The sequence below is a fragment of the Sphingomonas xanthus genome, from assembly GCF_007998985.1.
In the GTDB taxonomy this organism is placed as follows: Bacteria; Pseudomonadota; Alphaproteobacteria; order Sphingomonadales; family Sphingomonadaceae; genus Sphingomicrobium; species Sphingomicrobium xanthum.
Genome location: NZ_CP041659.1, coordinates 1706539 through 1723887, shown reverse-complemented (window position 1 = coordinate 1723887; position 17349 = coordinate 1706539). Strand labels below are relative to the sequence as shown.

At 57.2% G+C, this 17349-nt stretch carries 16 protein-coding genes and 1 tRNA gene; 10 read left to right on the top strand and 7 right to left on the bottom strand.

The genetic code is table 11. The features are described from left to right. The first annotated feature begins 347 nt into the window (after nucleotides 1–347). The 8 genes from FMM02_RS11210 to FMM02_RS08665 all read left to right on the top strand — a co-directional run bounded on the left by FMM02_RS11210 (nucleotide 348) and on the right by FMM02_RS08665 (nucleotide 8279). On the top strand, nucleotides 348–506 hold the full coding sequence (locus tag FMM02_RS11210; RefSeq protein ID WP_187107748.1) for a hypothetical protein: 159 nt from the start codon (nucleotides 348–350) through the stop codon (nucleotides 504–506). Nucleotides 507–724: 218 nt separating this feature from the next. Beyond that, nucleotides 725–1558 carry an outer membrane protein gene (locus FMM02_RS08690; protein ID WP_187107747.1) on the top strand — a complete coding sequence of 278 codons (834 nt, stop codon included), beginning with the start codon at nucleotides 725–727 and terminating at the stop codon, nucleotides 1556–1558. A 359-nt stretch (nucleotides 1559–1917) separates the two neighbouring features. Continuing rightward, nucleotides 1918–3207 (top strand): tyrosine-type recombinase/integrase, encoded by a 1290-nt coding sequence (locus FMM02_RS08685; protein ID WP_147494473.1) that lies wholly within the window; start codon nucleotides 1918–1920, stop codon nucleotides 3205–3207. Nucleotides 3208–3883: 676 nt separating this feature from the next. Continuing rightward, nucleotides 3884–4195: a helix-turn-helix domain-containing protein gene (locus FMM02_RS08680; protein ID WP_147494472.1), complete on the top strand. Its 312-nt coding sequence runs from the start codon at nucleotides 3884–3886 to the stop codon at nucleotides 4193–4195. Beyond that, nucleotides 4188–5525 (top strand): AAA family ATPase, encoded by a 1338-nt coding sequence (locus FMM02_RS08675; RefSeq protein ID WP_187107746.1) that lies wholly within the window; start codon nucleotides 4188–4190, stop codon nucleotides 5523–5525. Before FMM02_RS08680 ends, FMM02_RS08675 begins: the two co-directional genes overlap by 8 nt. 387 nt (nucleotides 5526–5912) lie before the next feature. Continuing rightward, entirely contained in the window at nucleotides 5913–6479 is a 567-nt protein-coding gene (locus tag FMM02_RS11480; RefSeq protein ID WP_425473610.1) for a GIY-YIG nuclease family protein, read from the top strand. A gap of 120 nt (nucleotides 6480–6599) precedes the next feature. Continuing rightward, entirely contained in the window at nucleotides 6600–7433 is an 834-nt protein-coding gene (locus tag FMM02_RS08670; protein WP_147494470.1) for a DUF3800 domain-containing protein, read from the top strand. Between the two features lie 102 nt (nucleotides 7434–7535). After that, nucleotides 7536–8279 (top strand): HNH endonuclease, encoded by a 744-nt coding sequence (locus FMM02_RS08665; protein ID WP_187107745.1) that lies wholly within the window; start codon nucleotides 7536–7538, stop codon nucleotides 8277–8279. A 44-nt stretch (nucleotides 8280–8323) separates the two neighbouring features. On the opposite strand, the gene FMM02_RS08660 is transcribed toward FMM02_RS08665, so the two are convergent. Genes FMM02_RS08660 through FMM02_RS08650 form a run of 3 tightly spaced genes read right to left on the bottom strand, consistent with a single transcriptional unit; the run spans nucleotide 8324 to nucleotide 12298 of the window. Next, complete coding sequence (locus FMM02_RS08660) at nucleotides 8324–10885, bottom strand: toll/interleukin-1 receptor domain-containing protein (RefSeq protein ID WP_187107744.1); 2562 nt, start codon at nucleotides 10883–10885, stop codon at nucleotides 8324–8326. A 35-nt stretch (nucleotides 10886–10920) separates the two neighbouring features. Further along, nucleotides 10921–11361 carry a very short patch repair endonuclease gene (locus FMM02_RS08655; protein ID WP_246104757.1) on the bottom strand — a complete coding sequence of 147 codons (441 nt, stop codon included), beginning with the start codon at nucleotides 11359–11361 and terminating at the stop codon, nucleotides 10921–10923. Nucleotides 11362–11392: 31 nt separating this feature from the next. Next, the gene (locus tag FMM02_RS08650; protein WP_147494466.1) at nucleotides 11393–12298 is read right to left on the bottom strand and encodes a NaeI family type II restriction endonuclease; all 906 of its coding nucleotides are present in this window, start codon (nucleotides 12296–12298) and stop codon (nucleotides 11393–11395) included. 128 nt (nucleotides 12299–12426) lie between these two features. Here FMM02_RS08650 and FMM02_RS08645 point away from each other — a divergent pair, with 128 nt between their 5' ends. Further along, nucleotides 12427–13236 carry an HNH endonuclease gene (locus FMM02_RS08645; RefSeq protein WP_147494465.1) on the top strand — a complete coding sequence of 270 codons (810 nt, stop codon included), beginning with the start codon at nucleotides 12427–12429 and terminating at the stop codon, nucleotides 13234–13236. Here the strand turns inward: FMM02_RS08645 and FMM02_RS08640 are convergent. Continuing rightward, the gene (locus FMM02_RS08640) at nucleotides 13211–14185 is read right to left on the bottom strand and encodes a DNA cytosine methyltransferase (protein WP_147494464.1); all 975 of its coding nucleotides are present in this window, start codon (nucleotides 14183–14185) and stop codon (nucleotides 13211–13213) included. The two genes, FMM02_RS08645 and FMM02_RS08640, sit on opposite strands and share 26 nt — an antisense overlap. A 226-nt stretch (nucleotides 14186–14411) precedes the next feature. Continuing rightward, nucleotides 14412–14488 (bottom strand) — tRNA-Arg (locus FMM02_RS08635). Nucleotides 14489–14592: 104 nt separating this feature from the next. Between FMM02_RS08635 and FMM02_RS08630 the strand changes: the two genes are divergently transcribed. Then, nucleotides 14593–15096, top strand: a complete 504-nt coding sequence (locus FMM02_RS08630; RefSeq protein WP_147494463.1) for a hypothetical protein — start codon at nucleotides 14593–14595, stop codon at nucleotides 15094–15096. Here FMM02_RS08630 and FMM02_RS08625 read toward each other — a convergent pair. Continuing rightward, entirely contained in the window at nucleotides 15055–16335 is a 1281-nt protein-coding gene (locus tag FMM02_RS08625; protein WP_147494462.1) for an APC family permease, read from the bottom strand. The two genes, FMM02_RS08630 and FMM02_RS08625, sit on opposite strands and share 42 nt — an antisense overlap. Continuing rightward, nucleotides 16335–17333 carry a porphobilinogen synthase gene (gene hemB, locus FMM02_RS08620; RefSeq protein ID WP_147495039.1) on the bottom strand — a complete coding sequence of 333 codons (999 nt, stop codon included), beginning with the start codon at nucleotides 17331–17333 and terminating at the stop codon, nucleotides 16335–16337. Before hemB ends, FMM02_RS08625 begins: the two co-directional genes overlap by 1 nt. Between the last annotated feature and the right edge of the window lie 16 nt (nucleotides 17334–17349).

The window sequence follows — 17349 nt, the reverse complement described above, 5'->3', positions numbered from 1 at the left end:
CGCCGTCGAACAGAAGCCGCATTCCGCAAGCGTCCGTCCCACCAGCCAATGCGTCCGTCCGCAACCAGGGCAGCGATTAATCTCATTTTCCCGATACACGGCGTGATAGCCTCGCCGAGCAGGATCAAATGGCGTTACCGAGCTCAACATGTCGTTCCTCCGCATATCAGCTTGAACGAGCGACGAGTCGTTAGGTTTCAACGATAGGCGGATTCGCAATGCCTGTCACCACCGTGCAACGTTCCGTCCCGTACGGGGACGGGGATTCCCGCGGGGTAGTAACCAACGCTTTACCTTTGTTGCGCAAGGATGCCGGGGTACCGCGATGGTCGGGGGAGGTTAGCGAGATGGAGTCGAACCAGCGTTTCTATCTGCGTCGGGCCGCGGAAGAACGAACCGCTGCTCATCGCGCGATCACGCCGCAGGCCCGCGAATGGCATAGCAAGCTTGCCCAGGATTTCGCCCGCCGCGCCTCGGAACATGGAGCCTTGACCGCGGTCGCCTGACGACTCCGCGAACCCCGTGCACCGTCGTGCGTTTAATGCAACAGTTTCGATTCCAGATGCGTCCGGCGGGACCGGGCTGTTTGTTATAAGCTACTGACATTGAAGGCCATTCCGGGCGCCACGTGACCCCCGGATACGCACTCCCCGCTGCCTAGCCGAACAAACTTAACTCTGATAAACAATCCGGGTTCGTTATGAACGCAAAAACGGGGGTTAGGATGATCAAACGCACCTGCCTAGCATTGCTTGCCGGGACCATGGTCGCCACACCGGCGGTCGCTCGCGACAAGTCGCTTTATGTCGGGGTCGAGGCTGGCTTGATGTCGGCTCGCGACCTCAGCTTGGATGCCGAATTCAGAGATGGCGACATCGAGTTCGACGACTATGCGCGGATTGACCACAACCTCGGTTGGGATGCCGGGCTCATTTTCGGCTACGACGCCGGGATGGTCCGCGCCGAGCTCGACCTCTCCTACAAACGCGCCTCGCATGACGAATATGAATTCGACTTCGGCCAGGGCAACGAGACATTCGATGGCGACGGGCGCACCCGTTACATCGCGATCATGGCCAACCTGCTGCTCGATGTCGGCAATGAGGACGGGCTTAGCTTCTATGCCGGGCCGGGTCTCGGCTTCGCATGGGGCAAGTTCAGCATCGACGACGGTGATGGCGGGTCGGAGAGCTTCCGCGACGGCGGCGTGGCATGGCAGTTGATCGCCGGCCTGCGTTATGCCGTATCGCAGAATGTCGATGTCGGCCTCAAATATCGCTATTTCCGTCCAAGCAGAATCCGGGAAACCGCGGACGTCGACGGAGGAGTCGACCTGACCGGCCGTTTCCGGTCGCATTCGCTGCTGGCGACAATGACCTATAATTTCGTGAGGATGCCGCCACCGCCTCCTCCGCCACCACCGCCGCCTCCGCCACCTCCGGCGCCGGCGACGCAGACTTGCCCGGACGGATCGGTAATCCTGCTGACGGACAGCTGTCCGCCGCCACCGCCGCCTCCGCCCCCCCCACCGCCTTTGCCCGAACCCGAACGCGGTTAGGGCCACGCACTAGCCAGAGTGGCTGAGCTTCGCTTCGGCCGCTAAGGGGGCAGGAACGGTCCGGGGAGAAATTCCCGGGCCGTTTCTTCATGGCCCGGCACGACGGAGGGCAGTCGATCCCCAAATAAAAAAGCCACCCCGAACCGGGATGGCTTTTTGGTGGTGGCGCGCCCGGAACGATTCGAACGTCCGACCCTCAGATTCGTAGTCTCTGCCAGGCTTACCTCACGCAGCCATCACGCAACCTCATGTAACCATATTATCATTTAAAATCAGTTGCTTGATGCTTCCGAAGAGCCGTACGCAAATTGTCGCAACCTTACGCGGCTTGCTTACGAACTGCTTACGAGGAGTGTCAGATGACGAACCGAGGCAAACTCACAAAGGGGTACGTCGATAGGGTGAAGCCAGGGGTAAAAGATCAGTTCCATTGGGACACCGAGGTGAAGGGATTTGGCTTGCGAGTCAGCCCCACGGGCAAAATCAGTTTCATCGTGCAAGGACGCGTTGAGGGCTCGGCCAGGGAAGCGCGGCTTACCATCGGCAGTTATGGCATCTTTACGCCGGATCAAGCGCGCGATGTCGCGCGAGAACATCTTCGCTCAATGCGCCTCGGCATCGACCCCCGCGACTTGAGACGCCAGGATCAAGCAGCAAAGGTGACGCTTAGGGAAGTCGCCGATGCCTACTTCGCCCGTCCCGGTATGCTCAAAGAAAGCACCAAGTCGGAGATGAATCGCCACGTCGAGAAGGCGTTCGAGGCTTGGAAGGATAAACCAATTGCGGCGATCACCCCAGCCGATTGCCGTCGGCGATATGAGGAGCTCGCAACCAAGGGGCTTCGAGGGCGTGGCCCCGCGCCTACTCAAGCGGCAATCGCCATGGTCACCCTCCGAACGCTCATCAACTTCGCGATGAATGAGTACAAGCGCCTGGATGGCAAGCCGATCATTGAACACAATCCAGTTAGCATCCTAAAGAAGGACCTCCGGCCCTCACCTCCCCGCACTCGACATGTTGATCGGCGAAATGTTGGCGAATTCTGGAACCTGCTGATTGAGGCGCGCGCCACGGCAAGAAACCGTGACGCATTGGCAGGTATCGACCTAATCATGTTCCTCGCGCTCACCGGAGCGCGCCGATCCGAAGGGGCCGCGCTAACCTGGGATCGCGTCAACATTGACGAGATGGATTCAACGAACTGCTGGTGGCACATTCCCGACCCGAAGAATCGAAATCCAGTGTGGTTGCCGTTGTCCTCCCAGGCCGTAGCAGTCATCCAATCCCGGGAGCCTGTGAAGGACAACCCGTACGTCTTTGCTTCGCGAAGCAAGGCAGGTCACATCTTAGATACTCGCGCTCCGCTTGAGCAATTGAGTAAGAAGATTGGCATGGCTCGACTAAGCGCTCACGACCTGCGCAGAACATTTGTGACCACGGGAGTAAAAGGTTGTCGCCTTGACCTCGCGAAGCTTGAGTTGCTCACCAATCACGTGCCGCAGGGAGTTACAGCTCGTCATTATCTGGCGACCTCGGACCTCCGTGACTTCCACATGGAAGTGCAAGCAATCGGCGATTGGATAGAGCAGCAAGCGGCTATCGCGGCCAGTAATAACGTGGTGGTGCTAAACGCTGTTGGGGCCACGTAGCGCCCCGCTACAGCGCGATCGGTGGCGCACCGCCAAGCTAGGGGCATATTAGCGGTGACCGCGCCTGTAGCGGCCCCGCAGCGAAAGAGGGCCTCCTTCCGGGCCATAAACGATACATTTGGATTGAGCATCCCCAGCTACCGTCTTCATCGCCGCGAATTTTTGAATGGGAATATTTAGCATCGACGTAGAGCTCGGGATCGAAGTACACTTCCGCTCCCCACAGCCATGCGCCGATTCCCGGCGTAGGAAACAGCCGCAAGGCAGGCGTTGACAGCAATTGCTCGTCCGTCGGCCCTTTTTGTCCCTTGCGGACGAGCATTCGATAGGAGTGCTCACGTGCTTAGTGAAAGAATCCGAAACGCACCGCTGCTGACATTTGACGATGCCGTCGATCTGTTTGAGGCGGCGATTCACACGCTGCCCGAACAGTTCTCGTGGAGCGATCTTCTGCTAGCTTACGAACGGGAAATCAGCTGTGCCCTGGCGGTCTCCGCAGGTGAAGGACGCACCGCCGTAGACGAGGTTGACCGCCCCCAATTGTCAAACACGACTGTATAGTTTTCGCTTAGCATAACCTTACGGCTCGCCTCCGCGTGGGGCGAGCCGCCCAACTACCCGGTTCAATTAGATCCGAAACTCCCTTAGGCCAGGGCAGTGGCCGGAGTGACTGTTGATGACGGAATCCGTCCATCTAGACGACCTGCTCACAAACGAGCAGGCGGCGAAACTGCTTGGGATTAAACCCACCACACTTGAAATTTGGCGGACTAAGGGAAAGTCGCCGCCATTCCTAAAGCTTGGAACGTCCAAGCAGGCGCCAATTCGATACCACCGCGCAGCCTTGGCAGTGTGGCTGAATGAACGCTCCTTCGCGAGCACCAGCGCGTACGCCAGTGCGGAAAAATCGGGCCGCGATGAAGAGGTCGGGCGAGCCGTCGCCTGTTCTCAAATTGCCGTCATACCGGGAGGGGCGCGTCGTGACTGAACGGAAAACCTCTAATCCCGCGGGCGGATGGGAAGCCTTTAAGCGGCAGGCCTCGACGCAGCTTCCGTTCAACCCTTTCGTTCAAGACGAACGGGATTGCCAAGGACGAACAGAGCATCTCGCCGGATTGTCCGATGATTGGCGACAGGCTGAAGAAGCCAAGGCCGACGTTGCGAACCTGAAAGCGGCCATCTCCGCACCGCCGCCAGTCGAATCCGTCCGCGCCATTCGACTAGAGTTCGCAATGAATAGCGACACGGAAACTACGAAATTCGACTACCTGGTTGATCCATTCCTACCTAGTAATTGCGTCGTAGGATTGTTCGGGCGCGGCGCCACAGCAAAATCGTCATTCGCGGCTACGATGGCAGTCCAGATAAGCCCCGCATACTCGACCCTTTGGGTCAGCGTTGAGGAGCCCAAGGACTGGATCAAGGTCAGGCACATCAAGGCTGGCGGAGATCAAGGCACGCTAGTTGCAGTAGCAGCCGTCGCGAGCAAAACCGACAATCAAGGTCGAGTGGTTCAGTCGAATTTCGACATCTACGAACACCTCGAGGCGGCGATCGCAAAGGCGAAACAAGAGTGTGAACGGGTCTATTACCGTCCCCGTCCGCTCAAGTTGGTGGTGCTCGATACCGCAGTCGGTTTGACGGCGTGGCGGAAGGGCGAAAGCCCAAATGACGATGCATCCGTGAAGCGATTGCTAGCTCTTCTGCAAAGTCTCGCAGAGCGGTTCGAGGTGACGATAATCATCATTGGGCATTCGAATAAGGGCAAGCACGACTATTTTGCAGACACCGTTGCTGGCGCCACAGCTTGGACGAACTCACCGAGACTCTCGTTCATCCATGCCCGCGACGTTCGCCAGGAATATTCCTGCGTGCTGCGCGTAGCGAAGTCGAACATTACGACGCGTTTCGCCGCGACTTACCACACCGTACCAATCCATACGCTCTATAAGCGCGGTGAGGGCGCAGACTCTGTATTGTGCCGCGTCGAAATTGGCGAACTGGTCTGGGGCGAAGACGCGTCTATGGACTTGTTTAAAGATGCCACCCGCAAGGCGCGCATCGATGGTGATGATACCGGCGGGGTAGGTCACAAAGTTACGTTAGTAGAGAAGGCAGTCGAAGCCGTTGTGTTGGTCCACTCCACCAATGAGCCCGCTACGCGGGAGCAGGTACACCAACGTTTGGGCCGAGAGATTAGCCGAAGAGAATGGGCTAAGATTGATGCCCGGCTGAGAATTCAAGAATTTCTGCTCAAAGTAGTAATCGGCACCGGCCCGCAGAATAAGGCGATTTATCGCAAGCAGACCCGAGATTAGCGTTACCAACACCCCCTACGGCTACTGGTGGCAACATCGGTAACGACGGTAACAGTTGTTTGATAATTAGATGCCCTAAAGCACTTACTGTTACCGTCGTTACCGTTGTTGCCCAGCTGGGTTCATGGGGGGCAAACGCAACGGCGATCGCGGCACCATATACAACATCTGCGGGTCTTCAGGGATTTTTGAGGTGCAACTGTACTCGCAACATTAAGCTTCATAAGCCTAGCGTAAGTGGCGGTCTGACTAACGTCGGGAAACACGCCGCGAAACATACCGTAGCACTGCGCGCCAACACTTTAACCCATTAACATTGGTATGAGTTGAAAGCGTCGCCCACCTGCTATTTTTTGAATCGATTCACCAAGCTTTTGCTTATCTGGAATGCTAGCGAGGTGTGCCGTGGTCACGTTCTTAGAATTTGCTCCGCTTTATCGCATTCGTGAATTGCGACGAAACAAGTCCGTTCTGCCGCGCGAGCGGGGGGTCTATGGCCTCTTTTTTGACTTAGCTCCGGGGATCGCACCAGCGAAGGGGTGCCTCACACGCGACGGACTGACCCTCCTGTACGTAGGTACAGCGGGCGCGGATCTAACAAAAGGCGGCAACCTTCGTAATCGGCTCGGCGACCATCATCTCGGCGGTAATGAGCGCCGCTCAACTGTTTGCCAAACTCTTGCAGCCTTAATGCCCGAACTCGCGGGTCCCTGCGTCCAAAAGCTGGAACGAGGCAATTTGAAGTTCCACACTTCTAGAGACGGCGCTGCAAGGATTCGGAATTGGATGGATGAACACGTCTCGGTTTGTTGGGCTCTGGATCCCCAACCCGGCAAGACGGAGAAGGAACTAATCGCGCAACTTCTGTTGCCATTAAACTTGGATCACAACAGTCACCACCCATTTGCGCTAGAACTTGGCAGACTTCGGGAAACCCGCCGAGCAACAGCCTGACAAGGTTCCAGTCTGATCGCTGAACTGCAGACTTTCTCCCGAGGTCAAGAGTTTCGCCGAACTGCAGACCCTGATACGAGTCTGTCGTGCCGATCTATTCGCGAGAGGGGAGCGAGTGGCATGAAGTTCGCGTACGTGGACGAGAGTGGTGACCAAGCCCAATCAGACATTTTTGTAATGGTGGGTTTTCTAGTCGATGCCTATCGACTGAGGCGAATTACGGCTGATTTTGACGAGTTGCTCCGCGGTTTCTTGGCCCAACATCCCAATCACCCAGTCGAATTGAAGACCAAGGCCGTTATTAATGGCAATGGGGGTTGGAGTAACGTCGATGCCCAAGACCGGAAGAACTTTCTAACTTCTGTCTGCAATCTCGCGGCCCAAGATGGAAAGCTGTTCGTGAGCGCCATTTCCTTTCAGCGATTCAATGCCAATTTGCCGGAAGGCCCTCACCCTACACTCCGGTCATATTGGCACGCTGCGGGAATGTACGTGGCTGGCCTCATTCAAAAGAAGCATCAGGACGATCCGGCGAATAAGGGCCTGACGGTTCTCGTTATGGACGACAACAAGATGGAGATGGCAAATCTGTCTGATGCTATCTACGCGCCGTTTCCCTGGTTTGATTGCCTCTATCAGCGGAGACGGCTGAAAAAGCGAAAAGTCACGTGGGTACCTCGAACCGCCGACAACCGGTACGATCACATTGTGAACACCGCTTTCGCAATTAAATCGACCCACTCATCGTTGGTACAGGTGTCTGATGCGCTATCGTACGTGTTCCGCAGACACCTTGAATTGCAAACTCAAAACGAAGCTTACCAGGGTGAGGCAGCCTACTATCTAAGCCTCGTGAATGTGCTCAATCCGAGATGCGAGAAACTTGGCCAAGGCCCAGATTGCGACGCACGGAACTTCTATCGTGCAATCGCGCCCGAAGGCTGGGCCATTTAACGACAGTCACCAGACAAACAATCAGACGACAGGTGCGCATCCTGCGCCTTATCATGTTGCAGGTTGGTGGTTGGCCATAATTTGCTTGCGAGGAGATGACGGTTGGAATCAGTGGCGGAATGGACTGAGCAAGAATTGAGGGCCTCAGTTGATGCCTACCTTCTTATGCTGACAGATGAGTTGGCCGGGCGCGCCTATTCGAAAACCGAGGTTCGTAAACAGCTTCTGGCTGGTGCACTCCGAAATCGCTCCTCCGGGTCCATAGAATACCGGATGCAAAATATTTCATCTGTTTTGCGAGGTATGAAGCGCCCTTGGATTGAAGGTTACAAACCCGCTCGAAATGTCGGCGAAGCAACCGCCGCGCGAATAAGAAGGCACATCGTTGAGTTAGACCAACGGGCCGCGACCGATCCAACAAATGCGCTTGAAGGGGCAGTGCCTTTGCCCGAGCGCCAAATGAAACCTGGCAATACGCCACCACAAAGTCCGAGCGAACCCGCGCTTACCTTGCCCCCTGGTGGTGACCGGGGTGAAGAGGGTCAGCGCATTTTCCAGTTGCAAGCGGAAGTCGAACGCGATCCGAAACTTAGGAAAGAAGCAAGAAGACTAAACGTCCAAAAATATGGGCAGATCACCTGCGAGGCCTGCCTGTTTGGGCATAGTGATCCCGCGATGTTTGATGTGCATCATCCAACGCCGTTGGCGATAGGTGTGAGAACCACGCATGCTGAACACCTGTTGGTGCTCTGCCCCACTTGTCACCGACGTGCTCATCGGAAATCGAAACTAGATCCATTCACGCTCCTGGAGCTTCGTGATTGGGTTGCAGCGGGTCGTCCGTAATGCGCGTCGCCTAAAATCCACGTGCGCCCGTCGGCTCTGTATCATCAAAAGTCCAAGCTGACGCTCGTGCCATACCGAGCCTTGATCTCGTCGATCTCTTTCTTGAGCGCTGACCTGTCAGTGAGACTTGATGATGCCTCCCACTTCGCTTCTAAAATTCGGGCGTAAAGTTTCCAATCTTCGGGATACCAAGGCTCAACTCCTTTAAGAGAAGCTGTGGCCTTGTCAGGTTGACCTGCCTCCAAGTGCATTTCAGCTTCGAGCCTGAATGCAACATGTTCGCGCCCGCGCAGCGATCGGACGAAATCGATATCCCTCTTTGCGAGTGCGAAGTCCTTATCTTTCGAGGCGGCTATGCTACGCAAACTCCGAAGATGGAAATGGCCAGTCTTGCTCTCCTCGATAATCTTTGTGAGCAATACCCTCGCTTCCCTCGCCCGGCCCTCGCGTATCAGGAGCTGGGCTTCCCGCCTGTCAGCTTTGCCCTCGTCATCTCCCATCGCCCTCAGACGACGAATCATCCCGAACACTTCCTTAAGGTCGTCTTTTTTGAGTTTCTGGCCGATTGAGAAGTCCAAGAACATTGCACTGTCTTCAATTAGATGACTGTGCCGGTGCAAGAGCGCGTCAAGCTTATCGTCGCGGCCGCGCTTAGAGTAAGTGATCGCGAGCTCGTGAACCGCCGATCTCTTAAATTTTCGTCCTTCAGCAGCAACTTCCAGAAAATCCGTAGCTTTCTGAAAGTTGCCGCGACGTCGATAGAAGTGTCCTTGAAGGAAGTGGTATGACTGATAGTTGGCTTCTTTGATTCTGTTCAGAGTATGCTGGGCCTGGTCCCATTGCGCTAACCTAATTTGGGCTCGTGCCACGGTGCCAAGAATCTCTTCGCGAACTGAGGCAGACATCTCCATGTCTTCTGCGATACTGCCCCATGTGACAGCACGCTCCAAAAGCTCTGGATCGTCCTCGTTTTTGCCTCTGTTGTACGTCTCAGACACGACGCCTTCGAGCGTACCTGGGGACAGAAGACCCTTAAGTTCGTCTGGTAGTTTTTCTCCCTTGAAGGCGTGCATGTAAACAAAGGCTTCGAAGAGATCCTCTCTAAACTTCCCTGACTTCTCAGCCTCTTTCCAGTGAGCCGCAAGCGTAGTGGCGATTACAGTAAGCGTCTCGGGAGGGGTCACGTACCAACGGCGATACAGCTGCCTAATTGGACTAGCGATGGAGTAGCTGTAGCCTTGCGCGATAACCAAACAGCCCATGACGAGCTGCTGGCAAGCGTCAATGAACTGATCGTCAGAGATACTAGCGACATTACATACAATCTCTTGAACGATGTCGCCGCCCAACGCTGGAACCCAGCAAAGCGTGTCAAGAATAGCTCGGTCTGTTGTGGAGAGCGCCTCTTCTTCTAACGCCTCTCCTAGTATGGTTCTTTGTACATTGTAGAGATAACCTGGGTTGTTCGAGAGTGCATGCATGCCCTTTTGTTTAGCTAGTCGGACTGCTGCATTGGCGACATCTGGATGGCCGCCTATCGCTTTGATCATTTCATCCGGCACTGACAGATCTTCAACACGCAAGCGGTCGGCCGTGTAGATCATAAGGGTCTTGGTATCGCGATCTTTTAGCTCCTCAACTCGCATCTGCACTGCGATGCCAAGCTCCTCGATGAATTCCTCGGGGAACTGCCGATTCGAAACGATAAAGACGGTTAGGTCTTGTGGTAGCCGAGGGATCAGGGCGCGAACCCAATCTTTCGGTTCGCCTGAGTCTTCTGAAAACCCGCTAGTCGAGACGAATGTCACCGCCTGCCCCAACTTGGAGAAATGAGTCAAAAGGCGTGCGACTTCGTCAACTTGGGCGCCGAGATCCAGCGATCCGAATGCTGATTGGTCGTTACGCAGGTCTTCGGGAGCAATGTTGTCGTCGATCGCGTCCCTCAACTCCCGATAAAGATCGATCAGATCCGCCTGAGCCGCCAAGCGGATGGTTGGACCAAAGGCCAGCGCGGCTTCGCCCGCGAGTGACGTTCTCATGAAATAGGAGGCGAATGTCCTGCGTCCGATCCCTGAGAAGCCCGCGAGAATATATACCCGCGGAGCGACCCGCTTGCGGTGAAGGAGCTCAGCGCTCAAACTCTCTAGACGATTGAGCGTCTCGCCCCTGCCGATGACCTTCGTCGCGGCCGTCGCAAGCCCCTCGTTTGGCGCAAGCAGACATGTTGTGATGTAACGAGCGATATCAGCTGAGCTGTATCCAGCTGAGCCCATCCAATAATCTTGCATCCACTTAGGTAAGTCCTTGAACGTTACCTCCGGCGCCGTCGGAAAAATTAGAAGTCGCGCTGCTGGATCGAATGCAATCTTTTTCTCCGCCTCTGCCATTTCATACTTTACGGCGGCTGACGTTAGTCCTTCAGGAGACGCAAAGAGAACGAACAAGCGAGATGCTTCCACGCGTTTTTGCATCGCGTGAATAATCTTTTCCCCGTTCTCAAAGCTTTCTGGGTAAAAGTGAGCGAGGCCGAATGGCAGCCTCTTCTTCACATCAGCGACGAACTCAGCATCGACGTACGACAGCGATAAAAACACTTGAGCGGCCACGCAGACGCCTCCTGATCCCTTTTTCAACTGCTACACTAGCGAAGAAACCCTCGCGATCTACTGACTTTAGTGCTGTTGCGAGAGGTGCCGACGTGTCGCGTGGGACCGAGAAAGCTTTGGAGCCGAGCAGACAATGCAACCTGGTCACGCAGTTCGCATTCCCAAAGGACAAGTGACTCCCAGCCAGCCGCCGCGACCTTCTCAAGATTTTCCCGGTCGCGCTTCACGTTACGAGCCAGCTTTGGGTGCCAATAGGCAGTGTTGGATTTCGGCTTTCGTCCATCAAGGCAGGCTGTGGCATTGTGCTGATGCCAAAAGCAGCCATGGACGAAGATGACCTTTCGGCGTTTCGAAAACACGAGATCGGGCTTTCCCGGCAGCTCCTTCCCGTGGAGTCGGTAGCGGTAGCCCAGCCCATGAAGCAATCGGCGGACGATCAGTTCCGGCTTAGTGTCGCCGGAGCGAATTTTCGCCATGTTAACCGACCGTCGGGCCGACGTCAGCTTATCAGCCATTCCTTGGTATGCCGAACTGCTCGGCTAAGCGCCATTCAGCCGCTGATCGTGGCGTAAAAGAGATGAAATCGCTTCTACCACATCGCGGAAGATTGAGTGCTTTGATCAATTTGGAATGCTTGGTGCCTGAGAGCAATAAGATACCCTCTTTCTTCAATCTCTCGCGACTTCCCAGTCCGCGTTTGCCCTTGTCGGCACGACTTCGCCTCATGAAATCCAGCTGGCGAGCTACGGAGTGAATAACATCTCTTGAGACGGGGCGCTTCTGAACCTCTCGAAATAACGTAACGATACGATCGTTCCCGGAGCGACCAGCGAAGATGCGCTCAACCACGTCCGCATCAAGCTTCCGCCAAAAGTTCGGCGGATATGGATGCGCAAGCAGGAGCCAGTAAATCTCCTTAAAGCCTGCCGCAGTGATGCCGCGCTTCTCGTCACGGTTGCCATCCCCACCGTGCATGAACTGAGAGCGAACGACGAAAAGACCCATGTAACAAAGACCAGTCACTTCATCTGCAGCTATAAGCAGGCAGGGATGGTTGAGCGTCTCAGGCGGGATGGTCCAATTGGAGCCGACAGTGAATTTAATATCAACATCGTGGCCTAGAATTACTGTGTCCAATAGGCCAGATTCAAGCTTTAGGTACTCGCGCACGACGATCTCGACCTGAGTGGCGATGAAAGTCTTTTCGACTTTCTCCAACTCTTCAAAGTCGCGTCGGCCAGTGCGAGGTGTGTTGATCAGATAATCTATACACTCACGGAGCATCTCCGGTACATCGATTGCGAGCTGATCAGCACCTCCAGCAAGGCGCGTAATTTCGGCGCCAAGCCTAGAAAGCAAATCAAAGTCCGGGTGACCAGGCTGCACATTGCTAGGCGGAATCTTCTTCTTCAACGCAATACACTCCACGAGAGGAGCTTGCGGGTTCGCACAATTGGAAACACAAAGAAAGTTCAGCGCGCAACCAGCTGACGCAATCTTCCAGGTTGACCGGCTTTTAGGCCGATGTCAGCTTTTCCATCATGCGAGGAATTGAAGAAGATATAGATGCTAAGCTCAACCACGTGTCACGTGGTATTCGAGACCTGTTGCGTACGAATCCTGACGGCCTCGACATCGACCAAATTAAGGCGATGTTGAATATTGGTGCAGACCAGATGCACCTCGACCGACGTTTGAGGAGCCTGCGAAAATATTATCACTTGCCGGGAAGACAGGTCGGTCCACGCTTCGTCTACACCCTGGGGAAGCGCAAGGAGATGGCGACCGATTCCGGCGCCATCTCAGGTCGATTGAGGGCAGAAGCGCTGAATCGAGCGAAGGGCCGATGTCAGATGTGCGGAAAAACCGTGGCAGAGGACAGCATAAAACTTCAGATTGACCACAAGGTGCCGCAGGACTGGGGCGGCCTTACAGTCATCGAAAATCTCTGGGCGATCTGCGAGCCGTGCAACAACGGCAAGCGCAATCATTTCGCTTCCTATGATGCGAACGAGATGGCGGCATTGTTAGCGATTGAGTCAGTCCACGAACGCATTGCTCATCTATTGCGAATGCACATGGACCGAGCAGTTGACTCGAATGTTATTGAGTTCGTGGCCAACGCAACGGAGCAACAAGAGGACTGGCAGAAGCGGCTACGCGAACTTCGTTATCCTGTGATTGGTCTTGAAATCGACAGTGGCCGGTATCGCACGTCCGAGGGTTTCACTCGCAGCACCTACACTTTACGAAACTGGCGCGAGTTCCCTCCGGACTGGCGGCGATTGATTAGGCAGTGGGAGAAGCCCGCAAATCGGCCTGAGATTATGCGGCGTCTCGGGATCGGCTGACCCGCACTGACTTCTGTGCAGCAATCGCCTTCTTAAGTCGCTTCGCGACTGCCTCCGCAACTGGAGGCGGGAACGCGTTGCCGACCTGTCGGTAAGCTGCCGTTTTCCGGCCGACGAATTTCCAGTCCTCCGGAAACCCTTGAAGTTTGGCTACCATCGGGACGGTCAGCCGCGGCATTCCCACAAAATCAGAATCCGGTGCTTCCTCGGCAAGAGTGTGACCATTCACGCCGAGTGAAGCCCAAGCCTTCTTTGCCCGGGTAGGTCCAAGGTCCGGACCACCATGCTTCTTCGATCCACCCACGATGGTCGGTGCAATGTCATTCGCACGCTCACGCCACTTATCCGCGCCAAGCCAGCCGTTGCTTGCCATCATTTTATGAAGCGTCTCGCCTACAGTCTTTGGGTTCGCCTTCTTGACGGACGGCCAGTCAAAATCATCCCAGTACTTCGTTTGTGTGGCCACGATGACCACCCTCGGCCGAAGTTGGGGCACGCCGAAATCGGAGGCATTAAGGAGCCGCCAGTCAGTCTCATATCCGAGCTTCTTCAACTGACTCTTCAGGTAGAGGCGATAGTCCTCGAACACAGCATCAAGAAAGCCCCGAACATTCTCGATCATTACCGCTTTCGGGCGGATCGCATCGATTACATCAAGCGCATCTGGAAACAGATTACGTTCGTCGAGTGCGCCTAGCTGCTTCCCAGCCACTGAAAATGGAGGACACGGCAACCCGCCCGCAACCAGGTCGACACCTGCGTAATCGGCTGCGTTCTCCTTGAAGAGCTTCAGGTCGTCTTCAATGACATTCCACTTCTTGCGGTTCTCTCGAAGCGTGTCGCAGCAGTGCCGGTCGATCTCGACCAATCCCGAATGTTTGAAGCCTGCCTTTTCAAGTCCAAGCGCTTGTCCGCCAGCCCCAGCACAAAGCTCAAGTGAGGTTAACATCAGCGCCCCGTTTCCATCGTGTGTTGATTCTTGTTCCTGTTATGTTCTCATAACAGATTCGCTCTGTTTGTAAACTATACGAAGGGACCTGGCGGGCCGTAAGGCCCCCGCGATAGTTATCCACGATTTTATGGAAGACGCTTATGGTTCGCTTATGCAGGAGCTGCGAGCCCGGACTCCACTCCGGGACCGCCGACCGTAAGCAACTCTAATTTTTCTAGGAAAATGGCGCGCCCGGAACGATTCGAACGTCCGACCCTCAGATTCGTAGTCTGATGCTCTATCCAGCTGAGCTACGGGCGCGTGCCGGGGGTCCATTAGGGGGCGAGGGTCCGCCGCGCAACCCCTTTTACTGCCCTTGGCCGCGCCATTGCGCGGCCCGGGCCGCAACTCTAGACCATCCGGCGATGCGAACCCTTATCCTTCTCGCCGCGCTTGCCGCGACCGCCAGTTGCTCGATGCCTTCGGCAGGTCCGGAACCCAGCCTTGCTCCCCGGCCGGCCGAAGCGATCGACCCGCGGCTGCCGGTGGCGAGCAGCGAACCCGTCGGCGCGACCGATCCGGCATTGATCGCCCGCCTGGCCGAATTGACCGGCAGGGCTGGCGAAGGCGTGGAGCGGTTCAGCGCGCTGGAGGCGAACGCCTCCCGCCTTGCCGCCGCGGCCGGACCGGAAGGAGGTGAAAGCTGGATTGCAGCGCAGCAGGCGCTTTCGCGGCTGATCGAACAATTTGGCGTCACGACGCGGGCCGGCGCGGACATCGACGCCTTGGCCGGAGAGCAGCTCGGGACGAAACGCTGGATTTCCCCGGCCGACCAAGCGGCAATTTCCCAAGCCTCGGCAAGCGTTGCCGCGCTTGCCGATCGCCAGTCAGTGGCGATCGACCGGATCCGCGGCCGCCTGGCCCGATAGGCGGGCAAACAGGTATAGCAAGGTCCCGACCCCCAGAAAGGCAAGGAAGGCCTGCCATTCTTCGGCCCGCGACTGCGCCATTGCCCAAAGGCATAGCAGCAGCGCCGCAATCGGCACGGCGAAACCCCGGACCCAGCGCACTCGGCCCGCGATCATGTCCAGTCGCGGCACCGAGGCGATGCAGGCGAGATAGACGCCCAGCCGCGACACGGTGCTGATCACCGCCAGCGTAACGAAGGTTCCGGAAAGCGACAGGAGTATGCCGATCGCACCAACTGTCAGGATCGAATTCGCCGGCGTATGATAGCGCGGCGATACGCGCCCGAACCAGCTTGGGAGGAGGTGCTGGTCGGCAAGGCTCGAGGTAATCCGCGAGATAGACGTCACCGCGCTCAACTGGTTGGCGAGCACCGACACGATCGCCGTGACGCCAAGAAGCAGCGCACCAATCGGCCCGAGCGAGCGGGCAGCGAGGTCGGCAAGCGGCGCTTCACTGTCGCCTATCGCCGCGCCCGAATAGGCCAGCTGCACCAGCACGTAAAGCGATGTCACCCCGGCGACGGTAAGCAAAAGCGCCCGAGGAATGGCCCGCTTAGGGTTCTCGGTCTCGCCGGCCGGGATGGTTGCCGCTTCGAAGCCGACGAAAGCGTAAAGCGCGACCAGCGCGACACTTTCGACTGTCGAAAATTGCGGCAGCACTGGCGGCGGCAGGTCACCGAGAAGGAGCCCGAGCGCCGCGATCAGGATCAGCGGACCGAGCTTCAGCATCGTCATCCCGCCCAGCGTATCGACCGCGCGTCGAACACCGATGACATTGACCAGCGTAATCGCGCCAATGGTCAGGATGATCGTCAACGGCCCGGCGAGCGGCGCCCAGAAGGCCCCGGCGTAGGCAGCAAGGACATGGGCATTGGCGGCGAGCGCCGCGGCGCGGGCGGCGTAAAGCATCCACCCTGCTTGAAACCCCACGAAAGGCCCGAAGGCCGCGCCGGCGTAGCGCTGCGGCCCGCCCGAGGAGTCGAACCGGCCGGCGAGGTCGGCATAGCAAAGGGCGATCAGCATCACGCCGAGCCCGGCAAGCAGGAGCAGCATCGGCGCGAAACTGCCTACTGCCTTGTCCAGCACGCCAGGCAACCCGAAGATTCCCGCGCCGATCATGCCGTTCACCGCCAGAAAGGATGCGCCCCAGATGCCGATGTCGCGGCGGGTCCGCGCCGATCGGGGATCGGGTTCGAGCATTAGCCTTCGCTGAGGAGCCGGGCAGCCAGCGGTGCGTGATAGCTGAGCACGCCTGTCGCCCCGGCGCGCTTGAAGGCCAGCAATGTTTCGAGGACCAGCGCGTCGCGGTCGCCTGCGCCTGCGGAGGCAGCGGCCTCGATCATCGCGTATTCGCCCGACACCTGGTAAGCGAAGGTCGGGACACCGAATTCCCGCTTCACCGCGGCGACGACATCGAGATAGGGCAGTCCCGGCTTCACCATCACCATGTCCGCGCCTTCGGCAAGGTCAAGCGCCACTTCCCGCAGCGCCTCCAGGCCGTTTGCCGGATCCATCTGGTAACCGCGCTTGTCGCCCTTTAACAGCCCGCGGCTCCCGACCGCGTCGCGAAACGGCCCATAGAAGGCCGAGGCATATTTGGCGGCATAGGCCATGATCGCAACATCGCAATATCCTTCGCGTTCGAGTCCCGCCCGGATCGCGCCGACGCGGCCGTCCATCATGTCGGAAGGGGCAACGATGTCCGCTCCGGTCGCGGCCTGAACCAGAGCTTGCTCCACCAGTATCGCGCTGGTTTCGTCATTCTTGACGCAGCCGCGCTCGTCGACCAGCCCGTCATGGCCATGGGCGGTATAAGGATCGAGCGCCACGTCGGTCAGAACCCCGATTTCGGGCGCCGCATCCTTGATCGCCTTGATCGCCCGGCAAATGAGATTGTCGGCATTAAGCGCCTCGCCCGCATTGTCGCTGCGAAGGCCGGCCGGCGTGTTGGGGAACAAGGCAACGCAAGGAATGCCGAGGTCGCGCGCCTCGCGGGCCTTGTCGGCCAGACGGTCTACCGACCAGCGACTGACCCCCGGAAGCGTCGGAATCTGCTCCTCGCAGCCCTTGCCATCACAAATGAACAGCGGCCAGATGAGATCGGTGGGATGAAGCCGATGTTCGGCGAGCATCGCGCGGATCCATGGAGCGGACCGGCCGCGCCGCATTCGCAGCGCTGGGAAGGAGGGCGAGACCATGGCATGGCTGTAGCGG

Bases quoted from the DNA above. Each gene is read 5' to 3' on its own strand.
- FMM02_RS11210 (WP_187107748.1), top strand. From the start codon at position 348: ATGGAGTCGAACCAGCGTTTCTATCTGCGTCGGGCCGCGGAAGAACGA.
- FMM02_RS08690 (WP_187107747.1), top strand. From the start codon at position 725: ATGATCAAACGCACCTGCCTAGCATTGCTTGCCGGGACCATGGTCGCC.
- FMM02_RS08685 (WP_147494473.1), top strand. From the start codon at position 1,918: ATGACGAACCGAGGCAAACTCACAAAGGGGTACGTCGATAGGGTGAAG.
- FMM02_RS08680 (WP_147494472.1), top strand. From the start codon at position 3,884: ATGACGGAATCCGTCCATCTAGACGACCTGCTCACAAACGAGCAGGCG.
- FMM02_RS11480 (WP_425473610.1), top strand. From the start codon at position 5,913: ATGCTAGCGAGGTGTGCCGTGGTCACGTTCTTAGAATTTGCTCCGCTT.
- FMM02_RS08670 (WP_147494470.1), top strand. From the start codon at position 6,600: ATGAAGTTCGCGTACGTGGACGAGAGTGGTGACCAAGCCCAATCAGAC.
- FMM02_RS08655 (WP_246104757.1), bottom strand. From the start codon at position 11,361: ATGGCGAAAATTCGCTCCGGCGACACTAAGCCGGAACTGATCGTCCGC.
- FMM02_RS08645 (WP_147494465.1), top strand. From the start codon at position 12,427: ATGCGAGGAATTGAAGAAGATATAGATGCTAAGCTCAACCACGTGTCA.
- FMM02_RS08640 (WP_147494464.1), bottom strand. From the start codon at position 14,185: ATGTTAACCTCACTTGAGCTTTGTGCTGGGGCTGGCGGACAAGCGCTT.
- FMM02_RS08630 (WP_147494463.1), top strand. From the start codon at position 14,593: ATGCGAACCCTTATCCTTCTCGCCGCGCTTGCCGCGACCGCCAGTTGC.
- FMM02_RS08625 (WP_147494462.1), bottom strand. From the start codon at position 16,335: ATGCTCGAACCCGATCCCCGATCGGCGCGGACCCGCCGCGACATCGGC.
- hemB (WP_147495039.1), bottom strand. From the start codon at position 17,333: ATGGTCTCGCCCTCCTTCCCAGCGCTGCGAATGCGGCGCGGCCGGTCC.